The sequence below is a fragment of the uncultured Lactobacillus sp. genome (assembly GCF_948948975.1).
GTDB lineage: Bacteria > Bacillota > Bacilli > Lactobacillales > Lactobacillaceae > Lactobacillus.
Genome location: NZ_CARBVX010000002.1, coordinates 107,507 through 134,098, shown reverse-complemented (window position 1 = coordinate 134,098; position 26,592 = coordinate 107,507). Strand labels below are relative to the sequence as shown.

Below are 26,592 nucleotides of genomic sequence, written 5' to 3'. Positions count from 1 at the left end.
TTTATTACAATTTCTCTATGAGAGAGTAAAATAAACTTATATAGATGGTAAATAGTTTCACCTTAAAAGGAGAAAATTATGAACGCAATTTTTGAAAGAAAAGCAGTTAGAAAATATACTGATGAAAAAATAGATGAAGAAAAAATTCAAAAACTAATTAATGCGTTTCAAGTTTCACCTTGTGCCATGCATCAAACGGATGTCATGGAACTTAGTGTAATTACAAGCCCAGAACTACTTAAAAAGATAGAAGACAATACAAACAATTCTTGTTACAATGCACCACTGATATTTATGATTAATACTAAAAAGGACAGTCAATTTGGTGAAAGGGATGCTTCTGTAGCCGCTGAAAATATAATGATAGAAGCAGCTGATCTAGGCTTAGGTTCAGTTTATGTAATGGGCGGAGTATTTGCACTAAATGAGTTTCCTGAACTTCAAAAAGAATTAGGAATGGATGAAGGTTATGAAACTACCGTGCTCTTGCCAATTGGTTATCCAGCTGATAAAGAACAAGTAGAAGATAGAAGCAATCGTTATAAAGTAGTTAGAAAATAAATCAAAATATAGTAAAAAAGGGTACAATGACACCATCTGATAGTCACTATACCTTTTTTACTATATTTTATTTACTTAAATCAATAATTTTATCGAAAAGTTTCTTTTCTTGATCAGAAAGTTTGTTAATAGAAATAGGTGAAAAGATGAATACTTGGATAGATATGCATACCTTTATTCCATATTTATTTGCCTTTTTGTTTTGGGGCTTTCAAGACTTGTTTAAGAAAATATCATGGAAATGGTATGTAGGTGCGATAATATTTACAGTAAGCTTAGCTTTGATTTTTCCTTTAGTTGGATTGAAATCATATGTCAATGAAATTATAATTATTTCGGAATCATTGATGATTGTTTTTAGTTATAAATTAATGATCAAGAGATTAAGTGGACCAGTAACTTTCTTTTTAGGGTTGCTTGTTGGGTTATTTTGGGGAGTGGCATTATTTAGTTTAGTAGGAGTTATTTATAATATTAATTAATAATAAGGAGTAGAATTGGGCTATGGAATATAGAAGAAGTAAACCTAAAATCAACAGACGATCATATACCAATAAAGAAGTTGACTAGTAATGAAATAAGTAGAAATACGGTTTTAATTGTTAATTCTTTAGAAGACAAAAAACTGATGCATCAAAGTTTATTTAACAATGATGTATCAGTTTTTATTTAGAGTATTTTTCGCCTGCTTTAAGTTCTATAAGAATGATTGTGAGATCCAGTAGAAATTAAGTCAATAGTTAATAATTCTAATTGACCTTTATGAATTTTATATACTAAAACCCAATTTCCAGCTTTATTATGTTCAACATGCAACGCACGCATAGACTTGAATGAACCTTTTAATTGATGATCATCGTATTTTTGAGCAAGAATCTCAAATTTTTCTTTAACTAATAAATTGATAACATGTTTCAACTTATTGGTATCGTAGTGTTTTCTTTTGAGCTTCTTGTAATCTCGCTTAAATTGAGGAGTGAAGTTGATTTTTGCCATTAATCTTTATCAAGCTCCTCAAATAATTCATCTACTGAATCTGCAGTTTTGTAATCTCCTATTTTGTATTCTTGGAGTGACTTTTCTATGTTAGATTTCATTGTTGGAGAAATATCTGAATATCTTGATAAATTAACTGGTATAGCGTTTTCGCTTACTACTTGCGTTAAAATCATTCTCATTGCTGATGACCAATCAAGACCATATTCGTTAAAAACATCAGTTGCTTGTTTTTTTAAATCTTCCGGTAATCTCAAACTTACAGTAGTTGTCATAATTTTCACCTCAAATGTATTACGTTTAACCACATTATAACACATGATAAAACATTTTTGATGAATCTAAGAGGCCTTTGCGAATAAATTAGGTTGTTAATAATGTAGAAGATAGGTATAAAATAGCTAAAAAGTTAATATCAGAAAAAGGCAGCAATTCAAAGATAAAATCACTGCCTTTTTTTAATTAATCCATTCATCACGCAAAATACCGTATTTCATGCAATCATAGTATTTTTCTTTATAAAAACGCACTTTCCTAATTTGAGCTTCTTTTTTAAAACCTAGTTTTTGAGCAAGATGGATCATTCGTGGGTTTCCACTCCAAGTGGTTAATCCGATATGCTCTAATTCTGGATATTGGTCAAAAATTTCAGATATCCATATTTTTAGTACTCGACCACCTATTCCACCGTGCCAATAGGTGGGATTATAAATAACTATGCCAATTTCAAGCCAGCGGGTTACTTCATCTATCCAATTTTTTGAAACCATCCCGATGCCTTTTCCATCTAAACAGATGCATTTACAAGAATTGCTTAGTAGATAGTCAGTAATGGGACTATGTTCAAACTGAGAAAAAGAAGGATAAGTATGATAATCATTAAAATAGGGTGCATTCCATTTAGTCCATTCAGGATTTTCATCTTGAAAACCGTCTCGCCAAATATGTTTTAAATACTGTGAATTAAAGGAAGATAAAGTTAATAATTTATTTTTCTGTGTCATCTAATTTTCTCCCGTATTTAACAATATAAAAAAGTTGAGTTACTAAGGTAATTAACCAAATTATTGTTAAAGTGCCTGAAATAGCAAAAAGTATATACGAAAATTGAGGGTCATCTTTTAATTGATGTGAGGCATAGATCATTAGTATCATGCCACCCCAGAAGCTTAGATTACTTATAAAGTCTAATGATTTTATTTTTGAATTTGTTTCAATTGTTTTTAACTTAGAAGCATCTTTATTACCTTTATCATCGCTAGTATTTTTAATTGCGCTTCTAAAGTAATAAAAGGCGGCACTGAGTAAAATGATAATCTCTATTATGTACCAAATAATTTGTCTAGAATTGTGAGCTTGTATTTGTAAATACGATACCGATATTAATAATCCAATACCAATTATTGAAACAATAGCCGCAAGAATGTACCTTATTCTATTTTTCATTCAATCATCCCCAATTCGTTATTGTAAGCTAAATGGTTTTAAAGTTAATGATTTATTTTTTAGTGTCATCTACTTGTCTATCATATTTAACAACATAAAAGAGTTGAACTAATACTGTGATTAGCCAAACTAGTGTTGTTGTACCAGAAATGGTTAAAAGAATGTATGAAAACGGGGGATCTTCATGTAATTGACTCGAAGCATAAATCATTAATACAAGACCACACCAAAAACTGGTGTTACTGATAATATCAAAGGCTTTTGCTTTTGATTTTGTTTCTAGCAGCTTTAGATCAGGATCATTGTCTTCCGCATTATCTAAGTCAGCAATACTAGTATTTTTAATAGCATTTCTCAAGTAAAGAAAAGCACTAATAAGTAAGACTATGATAGCTAAAGCATACCAACCGAGGCCTTTGTATCTATGTTCGCTAATTTGTAAATACCCTGCAAAGATCAATAGACCAATGCAAAAAACTGAAAAAACGAATGCAAGGATATATTTAACTCTATTTTTCATTCAATCATCTCCAATTCGTTATTGTAAAAATATAAAATTATGGTAGATTAATAATAAATAAAAAAATGATTAATGTAAATAGAATTAGGTTAAAAATGAGGCTAGAGATCAAATCTTATGAACAAAAATATTTTAATGAGTTGTGTTTAGTAATGGATAGAGCAAGAAAACAAGAACTTCATAGTGAAAATTTGGAAGAGGTTTTTCTACCATTACGAGATGCACCATATTTAGATTATTTTTTGTCTTGTAAAATTTATGTAGCGTTTGAGGATGGGGTATTAGCTGGATTTATTGGTTTTCGGCCAGGTAGTGTGAATTTTATTTATGTTGATCCAATTTATCAAAGTAAGGGGATTGCGACTGAGTTAATTAAAAAAGCCTTAACTGAGTTAGAGAGACCCGTTAGATTAGAAGTATTTACTGATAATGAACGAGCAAAAGATTTATACAGGAAATTTGGTTTTGAGAGAGTAAATACACTTACTGAAAAGTGGTCAGATGAATTTCCTATTGCTTTTTCACAAGACACGATGGAATTGAGATGAATTATTATGCGAAAAATTTTGATATCTACTGTTCATCATCCGAATATTATGAATAGTGAACTTATTGATGTAATCAATCATCTAAAAAAATACTTTGATAATATTTATTTAAGTGTAAGTATCGTTACTTCACAAAATATCCGAGATAGGTTTAAAGAAAATAACATTAATTTTATAACTATACCAGCCCAGGGAGCAGCTGATGCAAGAAGAAAAGTATTAACTTTTGCATTAGCTCATGAAAAAGACGACTGCCTCTATCTGTATTGTGATTTTGATAAAATAATTACTGCTATTTTAAATACAAGAGATGAATTTGTTACTTTTATTGACAACTTGGAAATAGAAAATGGATATCAAATAATTGGTCGAGATTGGGCTACTTTTTCAACATATCCAGATACTTGGACAGAGACGGAACATATTACTAATAAAGTAGCAGCAGATATTTTGAAAATTAGTAATCTTGATATTTTAGCTGGATGTTGCGCATTCAATAGTAAAATTGGAAAAACTATTATTCAAAATTCAAAAGAAATACTAACGGACGTAGAATGGCCGTTGATATGCAACCAACAAAATATTGAACTAAACTATGTTTCTGTTTCTTTTTTAATTTTTGAATATAAATATAATCAAGGAAGGAATGACTATAATTGGCAACGCTACATTCCCCGATTAAAGTTAGCATTACAAGCTCTACGTATTTTTAAAAAGTATGACTTTTGAAAACTATTAACAACAAAAAATGGAAGAAAAATCTATGTGTCTAATTTGTGAACGAATTGAAATGATTAAAGATAATGAAAATAAATTCTTTGTGAAAGAGTTAAAAACAGGTTATGTGGTATTGGGTGATAATCAGCATTTTAGAGGCTACACGCTTTTTCTTTATAAAAAACATAAAAATGAACTATATGAGTTAGATTCGACTGAAAGGCAAGCTTTCTTAGAAGAAATGTCGTTAGTCGGTGAAGCAGTCTCAAAAGCTTTTGAATGTGAAAAAATGAATTATGAATTGCTGGGAAACGGTGAGTCTCATTTGCATTGGCATTTGTTTCCAAGAGTGAGCGGAGATTTAGGAGAATATGGCTACCATGGCAAAGGGCCAGTATGGTGGTATCCACGAGAAAAAATGTATAGTGCAGAGAATGTATTGAATGATAAAGAGCTTGAAGAACTAAAGCAAAAGTTAAAGACTGAATTAGATAAGATGTATAAATGAAGGATTAAAAAATATATGCTTATTGACACTAAAAAATTACAAAAAGCTGTCCTTGAAAATAAGAAAAACCATAATTTTAATACTACTGATATTAAGTTTGAACTTCTTTCATTATATGGAGAAGTAAATGAACTTTTTCAGGCGTGGCTTAAGGATGATCCGGAGAACATCAATGAAGAATTGGCAGATGTTGCAATTTTTCTTTTAGGAATTTCCGAAATGGTAGGAAGCGATCTTGGTGAAGATATTCTTAAAAAGATGGAAATTAATAAAAGGCGAAAATACATTGATGGAAAAAAGATTGAAGGATAGAAAATGACACAAATTGAATTAACTCGCTTTCGGATTAAGAAAGGTAAAGAGGAAAAAGCTCAAGAGTGGATGAATTTCTTAAATGAGCATCACGCAGACACTGTGAAAACAATGTCGGCTGAAAAAATGTATGTTGAGACTGTCTTTAGTGAAAAGAATGAAGATGGATATACATATTTTTACTGGTATTCTGTCCAAGGCGATAATGGTCAAAATGTTGAAGAATCAGAAAGTTATATAGATAAGAAACATATTGAGTATTGGGATGAATGTATTGATTCAACCTATCATCCAGTAGATATGAAAGTTCAGCAAAGTTTAATCGCGCCAGAAATAGAAAAGATAATTAATGAGGATAATTCATGACAACAAATTTATTACCAGTTAATAGTATTCTTAATCCCCGAGATTTGGGTGGAATAGTGGGATTAGATGGAAGAAAGATAAAAACACACCGGCTGATTAGAACGGGAACACTTACCCGCATGTCTAATGAGGATATTCAGTTTTTAAAAAATTACGGTTTAACAACAATCATTGATTTGCGATCAAAGAGTGAAAGGAAAGACCATCCCGATCCGCAAATTGAAGGTGTTAAAAATATTTCCTTGCCTCTTTCTGAAGAAGAAGGTACTTTAGGCGGGATTCAAGATTTATCACGAGAAGATGATTTATATCATCATGATCCTCATTCTGCCTTTAAAGTGATGTGTGACCACTATAGGGATCACGTAGTAAAAGCTCATGATCAAAATACAGTTCGTCAGGTTTTAAGTATTTTAGCTGAAAAAGAAAAGGGAGCAACTATTTTTCATTGTACCGAAGGAAAAGATCGTACTGGTTTTGTAGTTTTATTCGTTTTATATATTTTAGGTGTTGATTTAGAAGTAATTCGTCAAGATTACTTAGCATCTAATTCCATTCTTTCCCATTATCGAGCAGAACGTGATAAAAAGTTTGAAAATACAGGTGAAAACCTTACCTTTAGGAGTAATATGCGAATCTTAAGTTCTGCTTCTGATTCCTTTTTTGATACGGTATTACTTACAATCGAAGAGCAATATCAGACCATGGATGCATATTTGAAAAATGTGTTGGATGTGACACCTGAATTAAGAGATCGTTTACGTGAGCTTTATTTAGAAAAAAGTGAGTTTTAGAAAAACATTTTTATGAAGTAATACATGATTTCAGATCATAGTTTTAACTTAAGAGTTATTAGACAGAACGGAGTTTACAAAAGGAGTAAGATAAATGGAATTAGAAGTGCATATGCTTGTCTCTTATTTATTAGCCAGCGTATATTTTATTTTTCAAGATTGGTTTCAAAATATCGCTTTAAAATGGTATGGTATCGCAATAATTGCGATCGTAATTATTTGTTGGATATTTAGTATACGAATCCATCTTAATATAATTCAGATTGGTGCAGAGCTGATTCAAATAATATTAGCTTACCTTTTATTAACAAGAAAATTCAGTAAATTAACTACTTTTGGATTAATTATGATAATCGGTATTGTAACTGCAGTTGTTATTTTTTGTTAATTCGTGGAAAAATAATTAAAGATAATAATAAACTAAGAAAAGTTATTCTTAGTTTATTTTTTCGTCTTAAAAACTATGATATAATTTCTACGTAATAAAATGCGAACGTATGTGCGAAAAATAGAAAGAAAGGGGATAAATATGCTAACAATTTATGATTTAAAGAATAATGTAATGCTTAAACAACCAGATTTCTTTAAGTTGGTCGAAGGATATGACTCTTTTAAGGGAATTAGTTTTGTTGGAAGTTTTAAAATAATAGAGAAAGAGCTTTTGCCACGCTTTAAACAGATTGATCTAATTTTAGGGATGGAAGATCAGAAAACTGGTAAGAATTTAGATCAATTATTAAATGTCTCGAATAAAGTAAAGCAGCTATTATCTTTAAGTCGGGATTCGGACTTTTTAGATCGAATTGAAAATCAAACTTTAAATTTAAGGTTCACTAAGGATGAACTTTTTCATAGTAAATATTTCATTATTGAAAATGATACTGATTTCATTATCTTCAATGGTTCGATGAATCTTACTAAAAAAGCTTTAAAGCAAAATCATGAAATGCTTTGGATGTATGAAGGCAAGAAGAATGATTTACAGGATTTAAAAATCTATGATGAACATCAAAAGCTCTTTAAGAAAAATTTCAAAGAAGATAGTGTTGAATACTTAGATAGAAAAATTATCAATAATCTATATGGCAAAACTAAAAAGCAAATTACTGCAATTATTGCAGATGAAGTAGTAGATAAAGTCCAACAAAATATTGTTGAAGTAAATCCGGAAGATATTGTAAAGATTACTAAGGATGCTGAGAAAAAAGAAGAAACTTATGAGCTCCATCCTGAGACTGTTCAAAAAGTAGCTAAGCAACTCTTTACGGAAAAAGGCAATAAACGAAGAAATGAAGAAAAGGTCCGTGAAGAAGTTAAGAAAATTGTCTATCAAGACTTTAGTGATGCATCTCAAAACCGTGTAATAAAAGCTAGCACTTTATATTCTAAACCAGTTTGGGCTTATCAAGATAATAATATTATTGTTGAAGATACCAACACTAATTTATTTCATTCGCTTGAAGTTAATTCGGACATGGTTAGTGAGGATGATGTTCGTACTTTTGTTAGAATTATTGAAAGCTTTAAATTGAATAAGGTAAAAGATGAAAGTCACCAGGCACTTTCTGCCTTTATTTATCTGATGACTGCTCCAATGATTTGGAAAATTCGTGAAATTTATCGTAAATCTAATTTTTCAAAAAGTGCTGATCAGATTCCTCTTTCGATGGTGTTAATTGGCCGAGGAACTACTGGGAAAACTTTATTGGTACGAGACTATTTTAAAAAGTTTACTGGAGACAAGTCTCATAGTTTGCAATACACTGAAATTAATGACGGTAATGGTGCTAGAACAGATAAAGCAGTTAGATTTTTAGACAATTATTTGCATTCTCAACGTTTTATTTCTCCGATGATTGTCGATGAATTGAATAGTAATTTTCTCCACAGTAAAGTAGCTCTTAATGCAATTAAACAATGGTCTAATACGATTAAAGGGATTCATAATGTTAATATCTTTGCGATGAACCATAATGCCGGTAGTAAAGAAATTAATAATCTTGAAGAAATTACCAAGCGTGTATATTACTTATCCTTTGAGGCCCCATGGCTTCCATCAAATCAACAAGAAATTAACTATAATATGTTAATTAATGATAATAATGACCATATTTATCGCTATGTAGTTTCTGAACTCAATAAGCGTTTAGTACATCTTACAGGTGAAGAAGAGGCAAATCTAATCGAAGATTATTTGAGCTTAACGAAAGAAATCTTAGGAAATCTGTTGAAGAAATATGGCTATTATGATCGTCTAAAGAATATTTTAGGAGCTAACTACGATTATAAAATTGATCGCAACCGTATTACGTGGAAAATGTTAATTCTTGATGATCATTATGAACATATTGCGTTTACTGATGGGGATGATAAGTATTTCCATGTTTCAAAAGCAATTTTTAATGATTTTAAAGCCAATGGATATGAGAATATTAATCAAACTCTAGATAATTACTTTAATATGTTCCCACGAGAAGGCGGTATTGCAATTGAGCAATACGGTAATGGAATGCGTCTTGATATTGACAAGTTTGATAAGTTCATTGGTGAGCCATTAATTAGAAAGCATTATGAACGAATGCATAAAGATGAGAAGCAGCAAGATAATGTGACTGCTTTACTTAAAGCTCAAGTTGAACAGAACAAGATGATGCAAGAAGCAGTTGAAAAGTTAACTGAGCAAAAAGAGCAAGAAAATAAGAAAAAAGGTTTTATTTCTCGTCTATTTAATCGTTAGTAATTACGCTGAACCTAAGTTATAAACTATAATTAACTTGAGGTGAAGAAAATGGAGATTACAATTAAACGTGATGGCCTAAACTTACATGGTTTACTTGAGGGAACCGACAAGATTGAAAATGATGCGATTGCTATTTTAATGCATGGTTTTAAAGGTGATTTGGGTTATGATGACAGCAAGATTTTGTATGCTCTCTCTCACTACTTAAATGATCAAGGCCTCCCAACAATTCGTTTTGACTTTGATGGGTGCGGAAAAAGTGATGGTAGATTTGAAGATATGACTGTCTACAGCGAAATCCTAGATGGGATAAAAATATTGGATTATGTTCGTAATACTGTTAAGGCAAAACATGTCTATTTAGTGGGACACTCGCAAGGTGGAGTAGTAGCATCAATGCTGGCTGGATATTATCGAGATGTTATTGAAAAATTGGCTTTACTTGCTCCTGCAGCAACTCTTAAGTCTGATGCTTTAGATGGAGTTTGTCAGGGTAGTACTTATGATCCAACGCATATCCCTGAAACTGTCAATGTTAGTGGCTTTGAAGTGGGAGGAGCTTACTTTAGAACTGCTCAACTATTACCGATTTATCAAACCGCGGAACATTATAATAGAGAAGTTTTATTGATTCATGGCTTAGCAGATAAAGTCGTGTCACCTAATGCTTCAAGAAAATTCCATACACTTTTGCCTAAAAGTGAGCTCCATTTAATTCCAGATGAGGGACACATGTTTAACGGAAAAAACAGACCTGAAGTATTAAAACTAGTTAGTGAGTTTTTAATAAAATAAAAGTATATTATTACGATAAGCAGTAATTATTTAACTAATTGCTGCTTATTTTTTATGAATATTTTTTATGATTTTGCTCTTGAAATATTAAATATGCTTAAGTAAAATTTAATGTAATTCAACCATTGAGAAAAGAGGAGCATCATTTATGAAATATATTGCATTTGTTTTACATAATTTTTCAACTGGAAATAAGAAAATTGAATTAGTTTTACCAGAAGTCTGGCAAGCCGCTTCTCTGTTTGATCAACTTCAAAAGAATTTTGTTGAATTTTCTAAATACTTAGAGTGGGTTGAAAAAATCGGTTCTGCCCAAGATGAAGCTGCATCGATTAAAATGTTTCAAGAAAAGATGGTTGGTGGTAAGGCATTTAATTTAGTTATCTTAGTTGATGGTGTCCCTAGTGGAATGATTGATTTGCACGAATTGAATCAAAGATCAGGTGAAGTAGGTTATTGGCTTTCTAGAGATGTGCAGCATTTAGGAATTATGACTAAATCTGTTGAGTTTTTAGTTGAGTATGCATTTAAACAGCTAAATTTAGAATTTTTAATTTTACGAACGGCTCAAGATAATTTAGCTAGTCAACATGTGGCCCAGCGTGCAGGATTTGAATATATGAAAGATGATGAAAATGATCATAAAGTCTTTGTATTGAAGAACGAGTCACATCAGGAGGAGCAGGTATGGAATTTAAGAAGATAACGAACAAAAATCTATGGGATGTTGCCAATCTTCAAGTTAAGGCAAATCAAAAGAAATATATTGCGACTAATACAGTTAGTTTATTAGAAGCTTATGCTACCCAGAATGAAAATGAACGAGTTGAAACTTTTGCTGTGTATGAAAAAGATGTATTAGTTGGTTTTATCATGATTAACTTTAATGTATTCAATTGGGACGGCGCACCAAGAGTAGCTCGTAATAATTATTGTATCTGGCGATTTATGATTGACCAAAGATACCAAGAAAAAGGATTAGGCAAAAAAGCACTAAATAAACTTATTGATTATATAAGAACAAATCCTCTAGGTGAGGGTGAAAAAATATATTTGTCCTATGTACCTGGAAACGACTGGGCAGAAAAATTATACAAAGAAGCTGGGTTTGTTCCGAATGGAGAAAAAGATGGGGAAGAAATTGTGTTAGTACTCGATTTAGGTGGTGAAAATAATGACAGATAAAGTTGTTGATTGGGCTGTGCGCCTTCAAAGCTTAGCACAAGCTGGATTAACATATGCAAAAGATAGTTTTGATCTTGAGAGATATCAAGAAATCCGCGATATTTCAGCTGAAATGATTATGTCTTTCAATTAGTAAAAATAATTGTTTGTCAAAGTATATTTTATCTTTAATAGTGGAGGAAGAGAAACTTTATGAAAGAACAACCATTTATTTTAGATTGGGATAGTAATCCTCATTCTGTTATTGAGCCTAACTATGAACAGCAACCCTTTAAATTTCATTCTAAATTATTATTTGCCTTTGTTCCTAAAGAAGATATTGATAATTTTTTAGAACAAGTTCCCCATAAAGTGTTAGGGTCGTATGATACCATTTCCTTTCAACCAGATATTTATGAAATTGAAAGTAACGGAGAATACTTTACTTTATGTCAGGCTCCTTTAGGAGCTCCGGCCGCCACACAATTACTTGATTGGTTAATTGCATATGGTGTCAAGAAAGTTTTAGCATTTGGAAATGCTGGTGCACTTGTAGATTTACCAGAAAATGAAATGTTTATTCCCACTAAGGCAATTAGAGATGAAGGAACTTCTTTCCATTATTTAGAAGATAGTCTAATGGTCGATTTGAACACTGAATTTTTAAGTCAGGTAAAAAATGTAATAACTGAGCTAGATTACAAATACGATGAAGTGACGACATGGACTACAGATGCTTTTTTTAGAGAAACATCGAAAAAAGTAAAGCAATTTCGTGATTTAGGGGCATCCGTAGTAGAGATGGAGTGTTCAGCACTAGCAGCTTGTGCGCAATTTAGAAAATTAGATTTTGCTCAAATTTTGTTTACAGCTGATACTTTAGCTAATGAACTAGTCTATGATCGACGAGACGGCGGAACTAATTCGCATCGGCGTGGATTAGAAATTTGCTTTAAGATATTACAGAAATTGTAAGGGGAATAAGAATGAAAAAAGAAACAGAACAACCATTTATTTTAGATTTTGATGGTAATCGCCATGCAGTACTTGACCCAGATTTTGAAGACTTACCGTTTCATTTTCATCCCAAGTTACTTTACGCTTTTGTTCCTAAAGAAGAAATTGATTCTTTCTTAGATCAATATCCTCACCGCACTTTAGGAAGTTTTCGCACTATTTCATTTAGACCTAAAATTTATGAGGTCAAAATTGAAAATAAATATTTTACATTATGCCAAGCACCATTAGGCGCCCCAGCGGCTACAAAATTGCTTGATTGGTTAATTAATTATGGAGTTAAACAAGTTTTAGCGATTGGTAATGCTGGTGCATTAAATGATTTACCAGAAAATACAATGCTCATTCCTACAAAGGCAATTCGAGGAGAGGGAACTTCATTTTATTATTTAAAACCTAGTCAGTTTGTAGAACTAGAGCATGCATACTTGTCTCAAGTTGAAAGAGCAATTTTAGAATTAGGCTATAAATACGATGAAATTACGACTTGGACAACTGATGGTTTTTTCAGAGAAACACCAAAAAAAGTTGCTCAATTTCGTCAATTAGGAGCCGATACGGTTGAAATGGAATGTGCAGCTTTAGCAGCCTGTGCACAATTTAGAAAAGTAGATTTTGCTCAACTTTTATTTACCGGAGACTCATTAGCACAAATGGAAAACTACGATCGCCGAGGTTGGGGACGTAAATCATATGGAATTGGATTAGAAATTGGATCTAAAGTTCTAAGTAAATTAAGTCCAAAATAGGGAGAAATAATTATGACAGAAAAAACAGAACAACCATTTATTTTAAACTTTGACTCAAATCATCATGCAGTAATTGAACCAGATCATGATCAGGCACCATTTCGTTTTCACTCACGCTTGCTTTACGCATTTGTTCCTAAAAATGAAATTGATGCTTTTTTAGATCAACATCTTCACCGCACTATAGGTGAATTTGAGTCAGTATCTTTTAGTCCTAAGATTTATGAAGTTGAATTAAACGGTGAATATTTTACTTTATGTCAAGCACCGCTTGGAGGACCGGCTTCGGTCCAATTACTTGATTGGTTGATTAGTTATGGCGTGAAACAAGTTTTAACTGTTGGTAATGCGGGGGCGTTAACTGATTTACCAGAAAATGAGATGTTACTAGTCAAACGGGCAATTCGCGATGAAGGAACGTCTTTTCATTATATGGAGCCAGGTCAATTTATCGATTTGAATCAGAATTTCTTAAAGCGGGTAGAAGATGTATTAGCTACTTTAAATCTTAAATATGATGAAATTACAACTTGGACAACTGATGGCTTCTTCAGAGAAACGCCCAAGAAAGTTGCACATTTTCGTCAATTAGGAGCTGCAACTGTTGAAATGGAATGTGCATCTTTGGCAGCTTGTGCGCAATTCAGAAAAGTGGATTTCGCTCAAATTTTATTTACTGCTGATACATTGGCTGATATAGAAAACTATGATGAACGCGACTGGGGGTATGAATCTCACAGTGCGGGGTTGGAGATTGGATCTAAAGTTTTAACGAAATTAGGTAAAAATGAATAAGCAACTGAAACAATTTTGGCAAGATTTTTGTCAAAGTCATAACTTAGAATATGATACTCCGGTAGAAGCATGGGCTTTTGGTGCAACGCCGCAGCAGGCAGACGAATTAGCTGAGTTGGTAAATCGAGGTATAAAAACAGCTACCACATCTGCCTATGAACTTTATGATAAAAATGAAAAAATACCCCAAGCAGGTGAGTGGAGTATTGTTTTGAATAGTAAAGAAGAACCTGTTTGTGTCATTCAAGATAAGGTAGTGGAAATCGTTCCTTATAATTTGATTTCTAAAGAGCACGCCTATCATGAAGGTGAGGGTGATCGAAGTTATGAATATTGGCGTCGAGCCCATGATGATTTTTTTGATTGGGAATATCGAGAAGCAGGTAAAGTATTTTATCCTCAGGCACCGATGGTATGTGAAGTTTTTGAAAAGGTAGAGTAAAAATCTTGGTCAATCTTTTGACTACCATGATTCACAGACCATTAAACAAATCTTTGATTCTAGCTTGAATCAATTAAGATAGAGAAAGTAGTAGAAGATAAAAAGACGTTAAGCAATATAATACTGTTTAACGTCTTTTTCTATTTATTCCATTCAGCCAAATCGACAGTTTGTTGCATTAAAGTTGCGATAGTCATTGGACCTACTCCACCAGGAACTGGGGTGATATTTTTAGCGACTTCTTTGACATCATCAAAATCGACATCCCCAACTAAATGATGATTTGCCATTCGATTAATTCCCACATCGATCACGGTTGCACCAGGTTTAACCTGATCTTTTTTAATCAAATTAGGTTTGCCAGTAGCCACAACTAAAATATCAGCATGTTTAGTGTAATAATCGATATTATCAGTGTGTAAACTCACCATAGTGACGGTCGCATTTTCATTAATGAGGAGCGATTGAAGAGGGCGACTTACTAAGATACTGCGGCCGACAATTGTGACATTTAAGCCTTCAATTTTATCTAAGTAAGTATGAAGCAAAGTCATAATTCCGCGGGAAGTACAAGAAACGGGGTAGTGCCCTTCTTCATTGTTATAGAGTTTTCCAACGTTTTTTGAATTAAAACCATCCACATCTTTTTCAGGAGCAATTGCTTCAATTAGTTCAGTTTGATTAAGATGCTTAGGTAAAGGAAGCTGAATTAAAATTGCGTGAATAGTTGGATCATCATTATAGTGATGAATTGCTTGTAAAACTTCAGCTTGACTGACATCCTTTGGAAATTTCCTCAAGATAGATTTCATGCCTAACTTTTCAGCATTTTTCTGTTTATTACGTGTATAAATTACACTAGCCGGATCATCTCCTACAAGAATAACTACAATTCCTGGAATTATCCCTTCTTCTTTTAATTTATCAACTCTGGTTTTGGTTTCCTGATTAAGTTGTTTGGCAATTTGACGGCCGTTAATAATATTTGTCACTAATGAAAGCGCTCCTTTCAAAAAATACTACTTTAGAGCAGAAAATTTGTATTCAAAGTTCCTTTAATAAATCTATAGAATATCTATTAAGTCATCAAGTAAAAGTTTGTAGACAACTTCAGATATTTTCCAATTGAAAATATATTCTTTTCTTGACTCTCTAGTTGCTATAGACTTTATCATACAATTAAAAGGAATGAATTTCTAATGATGAAAATTAGGATTAATTTGGCTCGATGTCTACTCTAATACTTCTAATCCCAATATTTTTTACCATGAACATGTAATGATGCGTAGTAATCTTCTTTACAGAGAGATAAAAAGGTATGCTTAAGTATACGATTGAAAAAGGAAATATTCTGAATTTTGAAAGGGCTAAGGAATGGATTAAAGAAAATAATTTTGATTATATTTATATTCATTTAGATGTTGATATGATGAGTCCAGAACGCAATAATCCAGAAAATGTATAATTTGATGGAAAATACAAAAATCTTTTTTGACGAGTAAAATAATCCAATAAGTATAGAACTACCTAAGAACTCTTAGGTGGTTTTTATATAAGACTAAGGAGAGAGGGGAAGAAGCGAGTGAAATAAATTCGGTACCTAAACTGCTTTAAAAGTGTTAATATTAAAAAGATATATTAGAATATTAGTAAATACGTTTTAAGAAAAGGATTAATAACTATGAAAAAAACTGGCGTAATGAATTCTAATATTTCAAGAGTAATAGCTGACATGGGTCACATGGATTGGCTGGGAATTGGGGATGCTGGTACTCCAGTTCCAGCTGAAACTGAAAAGATTGATTTGTCTGTACGTTCAGGCTTGCCATCGTTTATTGATGTTTTAAAAGAAGTCTTGAAAGAATTAGAAGTTCAAAAAATGTATGTTGCAGAGGAAATTAAAACTGAAAATCCAAAGCAATTAGAAGCTATTAAGAAGGCAGTTCCGAATGTTGAGATTGAATTTATTCCTCATTCAGAACTAAAGAAGGATTTAAAGTCTTCTAAAGCATTTATTAGAACTGGTGAAGAAACTCCATATTCTAATGTAATTTTGGAAAGTGGAGTAGTTTTTTAAAGTAAATATTTAGTTATAAAAGTAATTGCGTATGTAAACTACAATTACTTTTATATTTTAAGGAAAGTTTAGTGTATGAATGGAATAGCTTTATTAATTGGTTTAGGGCCATTACTTGGATGGGGCTTGTTTCCAACAATTGCCTCAAAAATTGGTGGTAAACCAGTAAATCAAATTATTGGTACTACATTTGGTACTTTTATCTTTGCTTTAGTCTATAACTTAGTTCAAGGAATAGCGTTGCCTAGCGGTGCTGCTTTGATCTGGTCAATTATCTCTGGAATAGGCTGGGCTAGTGCGCAGATTCTTACTTTTCATTCTTTTACTTTGGTTGGATCATCGCGTGCAATGCCAATTACAACTGCCTTTCAGTTATTAGGTACTTCTTTATGGGGAGTATTTGCTTTAGGAGATTGGCCAAGTACGAGTGATAAGTTAGTAGGTTTTCTTGCATTAGCTCTGATCATTTTAGGTGCTTGGATGACAACCTGGAGTGAACATAAAACTGATGAAAACAGTGCTAAGTTAAGAAAAGCCGTAATCATTTTATTAATTGGTGAAATTGGATATTGGGCATATTCTGCAGCTCCTCAAGCTGCTAAAATTGATGGATCCAAAGCATTTTTACCGCAAGCTATTGGAATGTGCGTAGTTGCTATTTGTTATGCAGTTTACTTAAAAGTTAAAGAACCAAACCGAAGAAGTGCTTTAGCTCAAAGCGTTTCTTACAAACAAATTATCTCTGGATTTTTCTTTGCATTTGCTGCATTGACATATTTAATTTCAGCTCAACCAAATATGAATGGTTTAGCAACTGGATTTATTTTGTCACAGACATCTGTAGTATTAGCAACTCTAACCGGAATCTGGTTCTTGCATGAAAGGAAGACTAAGAAAGAAATGGTAGTTACTTTAATTGGTTTGGCTATCATTATCGGAGCTGCTACGATGACAGTTATCGTATAAGGTATAGAATTTTTGTAAAGAAGAAACTTATAAATAGAAAAAAGTAGGATTTATTCCTACTTTTTTGTTTATATATTACTATCTTTCTTTTTAAACCAGTCTCTCGCAAAGTCGATTAAAGGTTTCATTTCAATGACTTTGACAAAGCTACTGTTCAAGCGGACTTGATTAAAGTACTCTGAATACTGATTTTCGAAAGCTAATCCAAGATCATTAAAATCATCATAAGAATCTAGATCAACATTTTGATATTCAGTCCAGGTAGTTTTACCTTGCTCATCAATACCAGTAGCAGCTAAACATGTTTCGGTTGGCCGATTAATTGTCGATTCTGCATAGTGAAGGGCAGTACAAGTTTCATAATCTGTTCCTAGAAAAATTATCTTACCGTTATTTTTGTAGAGATAATCTAAGGGACTATTAATGCCGTATGGAAGATTTAATGGTTGTTTTTGGGCTATTTGAATTTTATTTTTACCCCAAATTGCGATTGGTAGATAGGGATGGTTACTTCTAACTACATCAGGCAGAGTTCGGAAATATTCAGGTGTTACTCCAAGCCCCTCAGTAGCTGAAGTTATTGGATCATAGGGTGGCATATTATCTCTAATTGTTTGAATTAGATCAGAACGAACTGGAGGATACTCCCAGCTTGCTGGATCACAATTTGTCGAAACTTCTGAGGGCATCATAATTGTTCCTTTACTTATTGTCTCCTTAAGTGCTAGGATGACAGTTTCAGGACCGCCCGGAACATAATAAAACTTACTTAATGCTGTATGGACAATAACTGTGTCGGAGGCATTAAGATGAGTACTGTTAAATGCCTGTTTAAAATCATTTTTTGTTGTAACTGTAGTAATCAAATCTTGCGCCATAAAAATCTCTTTTCTAAATTAAAATTAATCATTGACTTGGACGATAGAAAACTACTCTTGTTTTTACTTCAGCATTATTAATTTTTACTTTTTTATTACTCATTAGAACACTCCTTAAGTTAGAGCATTTATGCTCTTTTTCTTTTTAAAAATATTATTAGATAGAAGACAGCTGTCACTAGCTGAGCCAGTCCTTCAAGGTTAATGGCGGTCCTAGCACCATATTTTTTAACAATAAATCCTCCTAAAAATGATCCAATCGGAATCATGCAATTAACAATGCTGCTGTTAATCGTAATAATTCGTCCTAATAAACTAGAAGGAAAACTTTCTTGAACTAGAACTTTAAAATTAATGTTCATAATGCTAATCCAGAAAGTACTACATAGGGCAAATATTAGAATTAAAACAGGCCAGATTGGGGCAGTTATTACTTCTAAAACAATTGCTAATCCAGATAGCATTAAGCAAGTGACAATTAATAGTCTTAGTTGGCTGTCTCTCACGTAAAGTCGCTGTACGATAAGACTGCCTAGTAATCCTCCAATTGAAGAGGCAAGTTCTAAACTTCCATAGCTAAGTGCACTATTGTTTAAGTATTTGGTGGCAAAGTAAGGTAAACCAACAGATGATATTCCATAAAATAAGTTAGTTAGAGCAAAAGGCAAGATTAAAATTAAAATGTTTTTATTAGTGCGTAATGCTTGCCAACCACTTACTAAATCTTTGAAATAGTTAGTATTACCTTCAGGTGATGAGGCATTTGGAAGTTTAAAGTGTAAACGCGCGTAGAACAAAAGTGCAAATGCAAATACTAATGCTGAAATAATAATTGTATTTTTTATAGATAAAAAGGTAATTAGAATTGTTGCTCCAGCATTGAGAAATAATTCTAAAGTTTGATAAGACATTTGAAAGATCCCATTAACTTTAGGTAATTCTTTCTTTTCTACTATATTGGGCAGTATCTTATCTTCCGCAGGATAGATTAGTGTTGATCCAATAGTTGACAAAACATAGACTACTATCAAAAATGTAATTCCTAAAAAGTGCAATTTTTGATTATTAAATAGCGGAATAATGATTATGCTCAGCATTGCTTGAGTAATTGTCACTAATTTTAATGCTTTTTTGATATCTATACGATCAATTATAGGTCCTAAAGTAAACGAAAACATATCAATGCTAGATTCAGCTATGAATATCACTGAAAGAAGCATTGGTGAATTAAAATGGGTTTTAAAGTACCACAATATTGCCATATAGAAAAGAGAGTCAGCAACATTTGTTCCGATCCGGCCAATTAAGAGATTTATAATATTATAGTTATTTTTGTTAGTCATTTTCCCGTTCCTTTTAATACTTAAATTTATTGAGTACATGAAAGTTTAGGGAAAAGATAGCTAGATATTAGTTAACAAACCCCAAACTTTCATCAAATTTGGGGTTGTTTATTAAATATAGCTTAATAACTGAAAGAAAATAGTTCAGTTTTAAGCTTAATCCTAAGTTATTTAGAATAAACACTTAGTAATCACCTCGATTTATCATAGATAAAATAAGTATAGCATACTCGTTGAGTCCGAAAATATACCACTTAGGTCATAAATTTGTCCGCTTATAAAAATATGATTGTAAATTAAAAAAACATTAGTATAATTAATAACAAATAAAAATAGGAGGGACAAATAATGACGTTTAAAGAGTTGGTTAAAATTAATGTTCCCCGTTCAATATTGATTTTTTGTTTGTATATTTTATATGCAGTTGCGGGTTCAATGGGAGAATATCTTTTTAAAGATTCATTAAACAATATTCTTAAAGGTAACTTAAATGGATATCTTTTTTGGACTTTTATTCAGGCTGGGATGGAAATAGGGACAGCAGTTTTATTACCAATTGCAACAGTTGCTTTCACAAGACAAACCCAAGACTATGTTCATAAGATTAGAGAAGAAATTATTGAGCATTACTATGCTTCTTCAGAAGCTGAAAAAACTTCCAAAATGCAAAATCAATTAACAGCAAATCTTAAGCTATTAACTACTAATTTTGCTACTCCATGGGTATCAATTTTGAGTGGAACTCTTGAAATTTTAATTGCTGTTGTTTTGTTGTTTACTATGAACTGGAGCTTAATTTTAGTTAGTGCGATATTACTAGGGATTAATTTTCTTCTACCGAAAATTATGGAAAAGAAAACAGCTCAGGCAACTAAGAAAGTAAATGATAAAAATGAAAAGTTGCTAAATACGATTGAACATTGGTTTGGTGGACTGCAAGAGTTAAGACGCTTTAGTGCATATGAGAGATTGAGAAGACAGCTGCATAAGGCCAGTGACGATTACACTAAGGCAAATAAGAAAAACTATCGATACCAAACGACTTCCTACTTGTTCAATGGTTTCGGAAATGCCTTAGCACAAATAGGAATATCATTTTTTGCAGGAATTTTATTCCTAAATCATATTATTTCTTTTGGGGAATTTGCTGTAGCAGGTGCATTTGGATCAGCTATCTTTTCAGCAGTTTGGGAAATTACCCATTCAATTACTTTAGTTAAATCAACTAAAACATTAAGAGAGGAAATTTTAACTTTACGCAAAAAAGAAAAGCAGCCTGTAAAGACAGCTGCCTATGGTGTATCGGTTGAAAATTTGAAAGTCACATACGATGAAGGTGAGACTCTCACTTATCCAAATTTCACTATTAAGCCTGGTGAAAAAGTACTTTTAACTGGAGATTCGGGAACAGGGAAGTCCACCTTATTTAAAGCATTGTTGGGGAAAATTGAGACTAAATGTGGTAAGATCACTTATTTTGATAAGGAAAGTCGACCAATAACCAATGCTAGCCTGGGTTATTTACCGCAAGATCCAATAGTTTTTCCGATTTCAATTAAAGATAATATAACGATGTTTGTTAAAAGAACAGAAAAACAATTAATGAATGTTATTAATAATGTTGAACTGAAAAATGATTTAGATAAAATGCCTTCTGGAATTGATACAGAAGTTAATTTAAAGAAAAATAATCTATCCGGAGGCCAACGACAAAAGATCGTATTAGCTAGAAGTGAAATTTATCATCAACCATTTGTATTAATGGATGAGGTAACTAGTGCAATTGATCAAAAAGCTACTGAAGAGATTATTACTGCGTTGCTAAAAACTGATCAGACAATTTTAATGATTGCCCATAATTTTACACCAGAGTTAAGAGCTAAGTTTGATCAAGAAATAAAGTTAGCTAAGAAAGGGGAAGAGGAATAATGAATTTAAGAAATTTTATTCGAATTAATAGGGCACGTTTTTTTCTGTTTTCAATTTTAGCTATTCTTTCTCCTCTTTTAACAATTGCGATGACGGCCTTAGTTCAAATAGAGACGAGTATTATTCTTTCAAGAAATTTACCAAATTTTTTGATAATTTCAGCTATTAGTTTAACTGTGTGTATAATGTTTTATGCACTATTTAGTTTGACCCAATATCTACTTCTTGCTCAAACGCAAGATTTAAATAATAGTGTAAGAGAAAAGATAGTAGATCATTATTTCCATGATGATAGAGATCATCCGGTTTCAAAAATTCAAAATAGGCTAACTAATGATTTAGAATTAATTAATGATAATTACTATGGCTCTCTTCTAAATCTAATTTTTGGAGTTGTTCAACTTATTGCAATTATCATATATTTAATTATGTTAAGTTGGACTCTCTTAATTACAATTTGTATAATTGTAGCCATTTCTCTAGCTTTGCCAAAATTGATTGAAAAACCACTCCAAAAAGCTAATAAACTTATTTCGACTAACAATGAAATATATTTAGATACTTTAAATGACTGGCTACGCGGTTTAGATCAATTAAGACAATTTGCAGCTGGTGCAAAGCTATTTTCTATCACTCAAAATGCTAGTAAAAAACTTGAAGACGCAACTGTTAAGCAAACTACTTATACTAAATTACTTAATGCGATTAACGGGATAGCTTCTGCATTGTTTGGGTTGGTCATATTTGTTTTGACTGGATTTTTAGTCAAAAATGGCTTAGTACAAATGAGTACTCTATTAATAGTGGGAAATTTCAGATTTTATTTAAATCAAGCAATTAATGAAATCTCTCAGGCTAGGGGAGAAATGAAGGGAGTAAAGAGTCTAATTGAAGAAGTAAATGAAGCAGCGGAAAAAGTTCAAGTTTCAGATAAGCAAAAAACAAATATGCCTACTGTAATTAAAACAGAATCATTAAGACTCAATTTTCCAAATGGCGAAAAACTAAGTTATCCGGATATTCAGATTAATCAAGGTGAAAAGATTCTCTTAACAGGAGATTCTGGTACTGGTAAATCAACTCTGTTTAAATTGATATTGGGAGAATTAGCACCCAGTGCTGGGAAGATTATTTTTGAAGATAAGGATGGAAATGAGATTAATCCAGATTTGAAAACAATTGGATACTTACCGCAAGATCCAGTTATATTCCCAGCTTCAATTAAAGAAAACATTACTATGTTTAACAATAAGTTAGATAATAAGGTTGAAAAGTCAGTAAAAGAAGTAAATTTATCAGCTGATCTGCAAAAATTTGATGAGGGAATTAATAAAAAACTGGATCTTGATAAATTAAACATCTCTGGAGGACAGAGGCAAAAAATTGTTTTAGCAAGGGCTCAAGTTCATGAGAGTGATATTATTTTAATTGATGAGGGGACGAGTGCGATTGATCAAAATGGAACGATTGATATTTTAGACAAATTATTAAAAAGTAAAGCGACAATTGTATTTATTGCTCATAATTTTACTGAAGAAATGCATGAATTATTTGATCGCGAAATTCATTTGATAAAAGAATAAAGCCAATATCAATTAACTTTGGATATTTAGTAGGATGAAGTTCATTAAATTAAATTTGGTATAGATCAAAATTTGATTTAATGAACTTTTTTACTTTTATATTTAAATTAATAAAATTGTTACTTTAACATTAATAACATAATAAAACAAAAAGGATGGCTGCTGTAAGCAGCCATCCAAAGAAATAGCACTAATTATAGAGTTGTCGAGTAAAATTGTAAAGGTCTGTGTCCAAATAATATTTAACTTCATCTGTTTTAGAAATATGATCTAACCCAAATAGAGCAGTTAACAATTTCAATTCATATTTTAAGTTTTGAATAGCAGCAATTAAAGTCTCAGAATCTTGGCTAGCATACTGCAAGAAATAGTTTGCAATACCAACGTACTGTGCACCTAAAACTAAAGACTTAAAAATATCCAGTGCATTTGTAATGCCACCAGCTGCAATAATAGTTTTATTAACGGGGATAGTACGTGCTGCAAGCAGTGTTTTAACAGTAGAAAGGCCAATATCTTCTAAAAAGTTTAATTTTTGAGTCTTTCGTCTTTCATTTTCAATTTGCGCAAAATTAGTTCCGCCACTTCCACCTAAATCGATAATTGAAAAGTCATTGATCAAAAGGGTACGAAGAGATTCAGGATCAATTCCCATTCCAACTTCCTTAATAATGATTGGCACATCAACTGTATCTCTAATTTCTTTTAGATTATCTATCCAATGAAAATCTCGATCGCCTTCAGGCATTACAGCTTCTTGAACACTATTAAGATGAATCTGTAATGCATTTGCATCTAAAGCGTCAACAATCTTTTGAGCTACTTTTGGATCAGTAGTTGGATTAACATTTGCAAAAATTAGTCCATCAGGATTTTCTTGACGTGCAACTTCAAAGCTCTTTATTTGATCAATTTCTTTCTCAAGAATGCTAGCGGATCCTAAAGCCATCGGAATATTTTCTGCAGCAGCTGCTTTTGCTAAACGTTGATTGATGATATAGGAAGTGTCGGAGCCGCCAGTCATTGCATTAATAAAGAATGGAGCACTAATTTTGTGACCAAACATTTCAGTTGAAATACTATTTTTATTTACTGCGCTTTCTGGAAGAGCAGGGCGGATTAAATGAACATGATTAAAATCATTATCTTTATTACTATTAAAAAACATCTTAGCTAGTGCTAGATGTTCTTCTTTTCTTTGAGATCTTTGTGACATAATTTTTTCCTGTTAAGCAATTGAGTGAACTAGAAAGTTTAATGGCATAATTCCATTTTTACGCCAATTATTTTTCATCTCTTGAATATCAGTATTTTCATCGGCAATCACAATGCCGCAGTCACCATTTCCTGCACCGGAAGTCTTAGCAGCGCCATTAAATTGTTCGGCAATATCTATTAATTTAGTTAAACGTGGAATTTCGATAGCAATATGATTAAGAGATGCAAAGTCTTTTAATAATTCACGGTTTAAACGAATTTGTTTTTGAATTAAAGAAATATTTTTTTCATTAAAGCCCTTAATCATATCAAGGACACATTTTCGTGATTCATCTAAAAAAGTATCATATTGAGTCTTAATAAACTTTTTCTTTGCATTTGTTTTATCAACTAATTGAGAAGTTGAAGCAGGTTTTTGACTCCAGCCAATTACCAAGTCTAGTCCTTCTGGAGGAGTTAATAATTGAATCTTCAGACCAGGCCAAGCTTCATTTAAAACTTCGCTAAGCGATTTAGTAGCTAATTCTTTCTTAAGCCATGCTTTATCAAAAGTTTGATAAGCCAGCCAACCGCCATAGACACTAGCCGCAATATCACCAGCAGAACCATTGCCTTGAACGCTGTAGTGAGAAATAGCAGAAAGTTTAAAAATAAGATCTTTTGTACAATGTAATCCATAAAAATTAAGAATAGCCTTCACTGTAGCAACTGTTACAGCAGCTGAAGAGCCAAGACCGTATTTCTTACCATCGGCTGAATCAAGATCTGAATTAACATGTAGGTCATATAAAGACATTGGAACTTTTTGTTCAAGACAAAAACGTTCTGTAAAGTTAATAGCAGATAAAATGTATTCAAACGGATTATCACGATTATCAATAACCATTTGGTTACCTTTACGAATCCAGTGAATTGAATCTTGAGAATACTGTTTAGAATGAATTAACCCACGTGTACCTGTACTTTTTGCAATTGAAACACGTACAAATTCATTTACCGCAACTAAAATAGCAGGGCAGTTTTGCTCAAGAACTGCATACTCTCCCGCAATATACAACTTTCCTGGTGCTTGTTCTGTAATCAACGAATATTCCTCTAATCTTTTTATTTTCAAATTACTAAAGCAGAGTAACGCCTGGGCCGAAACTCGCAACGACTATTTTAACATTAGTCAAGGTTTTCTGAACAGCAGAAATAATATCTTTTCTATTTCTTAAGGTGCAGAGAATTTTTACATTTGGACCGGCATCAATTGTATAGTAACATTCGATGCCATTTTTTCTTAACTCTTCAACTAATTTAATGATTTTAATAGTTTCTGGCTCAAAATAAGTAAACGGTTCTTTAGCGGTTAAATTGCAAGCGTGCATTTCGTTAGCACTTAGTTCACTAAGTTCACCAATCTTAGTGAAGTCCTTATTTTGGATAGCTTGTTTAATTTCTGCAATTTCTTGTTCGTTTCGGGCTAACCAAGGCTGATAAAAAGGAGAAGTTTGGGCTAACTGCATTCCATTTGTTGAGGAAATTTTTTTCTGCTTTGTATTAATTTCGACTGCTAGTAGAGAAAGATCAAGATCGGGATTTTCATCAATTGGAACCGCATAAGAACTCTCATCATCAAATCCTTTTTTCCATTCAACAAAACCGCCATAAATTGATCTGGTAGCTGAGCCTGACCCAAGGCGTGCAAGTCTTGAAAGTTCTTTTTTAGAAAGATCTAATCCATAGCTTGCAGCAAAGCTTGTTGCAAGAGCTGCAAAAGCTGATGCTGAGGAAGCAAGTCCAGCAGAAGTAGGAACATGGTTTGTAGACCGAATTGTAAAGTGGTCAGTAACGCCAAACTTTTCTTGTAATAAATGAATATAATTAAAAACTCGCTTACTATCTTCTAATGATTGTTTCTGCTCATTTAAAATAAAGGTATCTTCAGTTAATGAAGAATCATGTTCAAATGTAGTATCAGTATAAAAAGCATCTAACGTCATTGAAAGACTAGACATTAATGGGGTCTTTAAAGCGGAGTTAGCTTTTCCCCAATATTTAATTAAGGCGATGTTAGTATGGGCACGCGCAGTTTTCTTCATTAAATTTCCTCAATCCAATAATTAATATGATTGTTTAAAATAAT

General features: G+C 32.2%; 33 protein-coding genes and 1 pseudogene. 23 read left to right on the top strand and 11 right to left on the bottom strand.

All coding sequences use genetic code 11. The features are described 5' to 3' along the window. Positions 1-78: 78 nt before the first annotated feature. Together Q9R40_RS01705 and Q9R40_RS01700 are read left to right on the top strand one after the other, a co-directional pair. The gene (locus Q9R40_RS01705; RefSeq protein WP_304676067.1) at positions 79-561 is read left to right on the top strand and encodes a nitroreductase family protein; all 483 of its coding nucleotides are present in this window, start codon (positions 79-81) and stop codon (positions 559-561) included. Positions 562-707: 146 nt separating this feature from the next. Then, positions 708-1,043, top strand: a complete 336-nt coding sequence (locus Q9R40_RS01700) for a hypothetical protein (protein ID WP_304676066.1) — start codon at positions 708-710, stop codon at positions 1,041-1,043. 208 nt (positions 1,044-1,251) lie between these two features. Here the strand turns inward: Q9R40_RS01700 and Q9R40_RS01695 are convergent, their stop codons facing one another. From Q9R40_RS01695 to Q9R40_RS01675, 5 genes are all read right to left on the bottom strand, one after another. Beyond that, entirely contained in the window at positions 1,252-1,557 is a 306-nt protein-coding gene (locus Q9R40_RS01695; protein ID WP_304676065.1) for a type II toxin-antitoxin system YafQ family toxin, read from the bottom strand. Then, positions 1,557-1,832 (bottom strand): type II toxin-antitoxin system RelB/DinJ family antitoxin, encoded by a 276-nt coding sequence (locus Q9R40_RS01690; RefSeq protein ID WP_011162069.1) that lies wholly within the window; start codon positions 1,830-1,832, stop codon positions 1,557-1,559. Before Q9R40_RS01690 ends, Q9R40_RS01695 begins: the two co-directional genes overlap by 1 nt. A 183-nt stretch (positions 1,833-2,015) precedes the next feature. After that, complete coding sequence (locus Q9R40_RS01685) at positions 2,016-2,561, bottom strand: GNAT family N-acetyltransferase (protein WP_304676064.1); 546 nt, start codon at positions 2,559-2,561, stop codon at positions 2,016-2,018. Next, positions 2,545-3,003 carry a hypothetical protein gene (locus Q9R40_RS01680; RefSeq protein ID WP_304676063.1) on the bottom strand — a complete coding sequence of 153 codons (459 nt, stop codon included), beginning with the start codon at positions 3,001-3,003 and terminating at the stop codon, positions 2,545-2,547. The genes Q9R40_RS01685 and Q9R40_RS01680 overlap by 17 nt, the downstream gene beginning before the upstream one ends. Positions 3,004-3,055: 52 nt before the next feature. Beyond that, positions 3,056-3,523: a hypothetical protein gene (locus Q9R40_RS01675; RefSeq protein ID WP_172475759.1), complete on the bottom strand. Its 468-nt coding sequence runs from the start codon at positions 3,521-3,523 to the stop codon at positions 3,056-3,058. A gap of 95 nt (positions 3,524-3,618) precedes the next feature. Between Q9R40_RS01675 and Q9R40_RS01670 the strand changes: the two genes are divergently transcribed. The 16 genes and pseudogenes from Q9R40_RS01670 (at position 3,619) to Q9R40_RS01595 (ending at position 14,470) form a co-directional block, all read left to right on the top strand. Further along, positions 3,619-4,071, top strand: a complete 453-nt coding sequence (locus tag Q9R40_RS01670) for a GNAT family N-acetyltransferase (RefSeq protein ID WP_304676062.1) — start codon at positions 3,619-3,621, stop codon at positions 4,069-4,071. Between the two features lie 6 nt (positions 4,072-4,077). Next, positions 4,078-4,800: a hypothetical protein gene (locus Q9R40_RS01665; protein WP_304676061.1), complete on the top strand. Its 723-nt coding sequence runs from the start codon at positions 4,078-4,080 to the stop codon at positions 4,798-4,800. 34 nt (positions 4,801-4,834) lie between these two features. Continuing rightward, positions 4,835-5,296: an HIT family protein gene (locus Q9R40_RS01660; RefSeq protein WP_304676060.1), complete on the top strand. Its 462-nt coding sequence runs from the start codon at positions 4,835-4,837 to the stop codon at positions 5,294-5,296. A gap of 15 nt (positions 5,297-5,311) precedes the next feature. Beyond that, positions 5,312-5,608, top strand: coding sequence for a MazG-like family protein (locus tag Q9R40_RS01655; protein WP_304676059.1), 297 nt, complete (start codon positions 5,312-5,314; stop codon positions 5,606-5,608). Between the two features lie 3 nt (positions 5,609-5,611). Further along, complete coding sequence (locus Q9R40_RS01650; protein ID WP_304676058.1) at positions 5,612-5,974, top strand: DUF6176 family protein; 363 nt, start codon at positions 5,612-5,614, stop codon at positions 5,972-5,974. Beyond that, complete coding sequence (locus Q9R40_RS01645) at positions 5,971-6,768, top strand: tyrosine-protein phosphatase (protein WP_304676057.1); 798 nt, start codon at positions 5,971-5,973, stop codon at positions 6,766-6,768. Before Q9R40_RS01650 ends, Q9R40_RS01645 begins: the two co-directional genes overlap by 4 nt. A gap of 94 nt (positions 6,769-6,862) precedes the next feature. Further along, a complete protein-coding gene (locus Q9R40_RS01640; protein WP_304676056.1) occupies positions 6,863-7,156 on the top strand; it encodes a hypothetical protein in 294 nt (97 codons plus the stop codon). A gap of 141 nt (positions 7,157-7,297) precedes the next feature. Beyond that, positions 7,298-9,505 (top strand): phospholipase D family protein, encoded by a 2,208-nt coding sequence (locus Q9R40_RS01635; protein ID WP_304676055.1) that lies wholly within the window; start codon positions 7,298-7,300, stop codon positions 9,503-9,505. A 51-nt stretch (positions 9,506-9,556) separates the two neighbouring features. Continuing rightward, positions 9,557-10,303, top strand: a complete 747-nt coding sequence (locus Q9R40_RS01630) for a S9 family peptidase (RefSeq protein ID WP_304676054.1) — start codon at positions 9,557-9,559, stop codon at positions 10,301-10,303. Between the two features lie 148 nt (positions 10,304-10,451). After that, positions 10,452-11,009 carry a GNAT family N-acetyltransferase gene (locus Q9R40_RS01625; protein WP_304676053.1) on the top strand — a complete coding sequence of 186 codons (558 nt, stop codon included), beginning with the start codon at positions 10,452-10,454 and terminating at the stop codon, positions 11,007-11,009. Beyond that, positions 10,991-11,488, top strand: coding sequence for a GNAT family N-acetyltransferase (locus Q9R40_RS01620; RefSeq protein ID WP_304676052.1), 498 nt, complete (start codon positions 10,991-10,993; stop codon positions 11,486-11,488). The genes Q9R40_RS01625 and Q9R40_RS01620 overlap by 19 nt, the downstream gene beginning before the upstream one ends. Next, positions 11,478-11,606 (top strand): annotated as a pseudogene (locus Q9R40_RS01615) (NUDIX hydrolase N-terminal domain-containing protein); the annotation flags it as partial. The gene Q9R40_RS01620 and the pseudogene Q9R40_RS01615, both read left to right, overlap by 11 nt. Positions 11,607-11,680: 74 nt before the next feature. Beyond that, positions 11,681-12,442, top strand: a complete 762-nt coding sequence (locus tag Q9R40_RS01610; RefSeq protein ID WP_304676051.1) for a nucleoside phosphorylase — start codon at positions 11,681-11,683, stop codon at positions 12,440-12,442. Positions 12,443-12,453: 11 nt separating this feature from the next. Then, positions 12,454-13,233: a nucleoside phosphorylase gene (locus Q9R40_RS01605; RefSeq protein ID WP_304676050.1), complete on the top strand. Its 780-nt coding sequence runs from the start codon at positions 12,454-12,456 to the stop codon at positions 13,231-13,233. Positions 13,234-13,245: 12 nt separating this feature from the next. Next, complete coding sequence (locus tag Q9R40_RS01600; protein ID WP_297940645.1) at positions 13,246-14,028, top strand: nucleoside phosphorylase; 783 nt, start codon at positions 13,246-13,248, stop codon at positions 14,026-14,028. Further along, entirely contained in the window at positions 14,021-14,470 is a 450-nt protein-coding gene (locus Q9R40_RS01595) for an ASCH domain-containing protein (RefSeq protein WP_300724407.1), read from the top strand. Before Q9R40_RS01600 ends, Q9R40_RS01595 begins: the two co-directional genes overlap by 8 nt. 140 nt (positions 14,471-14,610) lie before the next feature. On the opposite strand, the gene Q9R40_RS01590 is transcribed toward Q9R40_RS01595, so the two are convergent. Continuing rightward, complete coding sequence (locus Q9R40_RS01590; RefSeq protein ID WP_304676049.1) at positions 14,611-15,462, bottom strand: bifunctional methylenetetrahydrofolate dehydrogenase/methenyltetrahydrofolate cyclohydrolase; 852 nt, start codon at positions 15,460-15,462, stop codon at positions 14,611-14,613. Between the two features lie 326 nt (positions 15,463-15,788). Here Q9R40_RS01590 and Q9R40_RS01585 point away from each other — a divergent pair, with 326 nt between their 5' ends. The 3 genes from Q9R40_RS01585 (at position 15,789) to rbsU (ending at position 17,513) form a co-directional block, all read left to right on the top strand. Further along, positions 15,789-15,935, top strand: a complete 147-nt coding sequence (locus Q9R40_RS01585) for a hypothetical protein (RefSeq protein ID WP_297940650.1) — start codon at positions 15,789-15,791, stop codon at positions 15,933-15,935. A gap of 216 nt (positions 15,936-16,151) precedes the next feature. Then, positions 16,152-16,547 (top strand): D-ribose pyranase, encoded by a 396-nt coding sequence (gene rbsD / locus Q9R40_RS01580; RefSeq protein ID WP_297940652.1) that lies wholly within the window; start codon positions 16,152-16,154, stop codon positions 16,545-16,547. 75 nt (positions 16,548-16,622) lie between these two features. Further along, positions 16,623-17,513 carry a ribose/proton symporter RbsU gene (rbsU, locus tag Q9R40_RS01575; protein WP_297940654.1) on the top strand — a complete coding sequence of 297 codons (891 nt, stop codon included), beginning with the start codon at positions 16,623-16,625 and terminating at the stop codon, positions 17,511-17,513. A 68-nt stretch (positions 17,514-17,581) separates the two neighbouring features. On the opposite strand, the gene Q9R40_RS01570 is transcribed toward rbsU, so the two are convergent. Both Q9R40_RS01570 and Q9R40_RS01565 read right to left on the bottom strand, forming a co-directional pair. Then, positions 17,582-18,391 carry an aminoglycoside N(3)-acetyltransferase gene (locus Q9R40_RS01570; protein ID WP_304676048.1) on the bottom strand — a complete coding sequence of 270 codons (810 nt, stop codon included), beginning with the start codon at positions 18,389-18,391 and terminating at the stop codon, positions 17,582-17,584. A 128-nt stretch (positions 18,392-18,519) separates the two neighbouring features. Next, entirely contained in the window at positions 18,520-19,734 is a 1,215-nt protein-coding gene (locus tag Q9R40_RS01565; protein ID WP_304676047.1) for an MFS transporter, read from the bottom strand. A gap of 348 nt (positions 19,735-20,082) precedes the next feature. Between Q9R40_RS01565 and Q9R40_RS01560 the strand changes: the two genes are divergently transcribed. Together Q9R40_RS01560 and Q9R40_RS01555 are read left to right on the top strand one after the other, a co-directional pair. Continuing rightward, entirely contained in the window at positions 20,083-21,663 is a 1,581-nt protein-coding gene (locus Q9R40_RS01560) for an ABC transporter ATP-binding protein (protein ID WP_304676046.1), read from the top strand. Then, positions 21,663-23,246 carry an ABC transporter ATP-binding protein gene (locus Q9R40_RS01555; RefSeq protein WP_304676045.1) on the top strand — a complete coding sequence of 528 codons (1,584 nt, stop codon included), beginning with the start codon at positions 21,663-21,665 and terminating at the stop codon, positions 23,244-23,246. The genes Q9R40_RS01560 and Q9R40_RS01555 overlap by 1 nt, the downstream gene beginning before the upstream one ends. A 190-nt stretch (positions 23,247-23,436) precedes the next feature. Here the strand turns inward: Q9R40_RS01555 and fni are convergent, their stop codons facing one another. From fni to mvaD, 3 genes are read right to left on the bottom strand one after another with little or no spacing between them, the layout of a single operon-like run. Continuing rightward, positions 23,437-24,462 (bottom strand): type 2 isopentenyl-diphosphate Delta-isomerase, encoded by a 1,026-nt coding sequence (gene fni / locus Q9R40_RS01550; protein ID WP_304676044.1) that lies wholly within the window; start codon positions 24,460-24,462, stop codon positions 23,437-23,439. 12 nt (positions 24,463-24,474) lie between these two features. Then, positions 24,475-25,548, bottom strand: coding sequence for a phosphomevalonate kinase (locus Q9R40_RS01545; protein WP_297940773.1), 1,074 nt, complete (start codon positions 25,546-25,548; stop codon positions 24,475-24,477). A 34-nt stretch (positions 25,549-25,582) separates the two neighbouring features. Continuing rightward, on the bottom strand, positions 25,583-26,548 hold the full coding sequence (mvaD, locus tag Q9R40_RS01540) for a diphosphomevalonate decarboxylase (RefSeq protein WP_304676043.1): 966 nt from the start codon (positions 26,546-26,548) through the stop codon (positions 25,583-25,585). Positions 26,549-26,592: the final 44 nt, after the last annotated feature.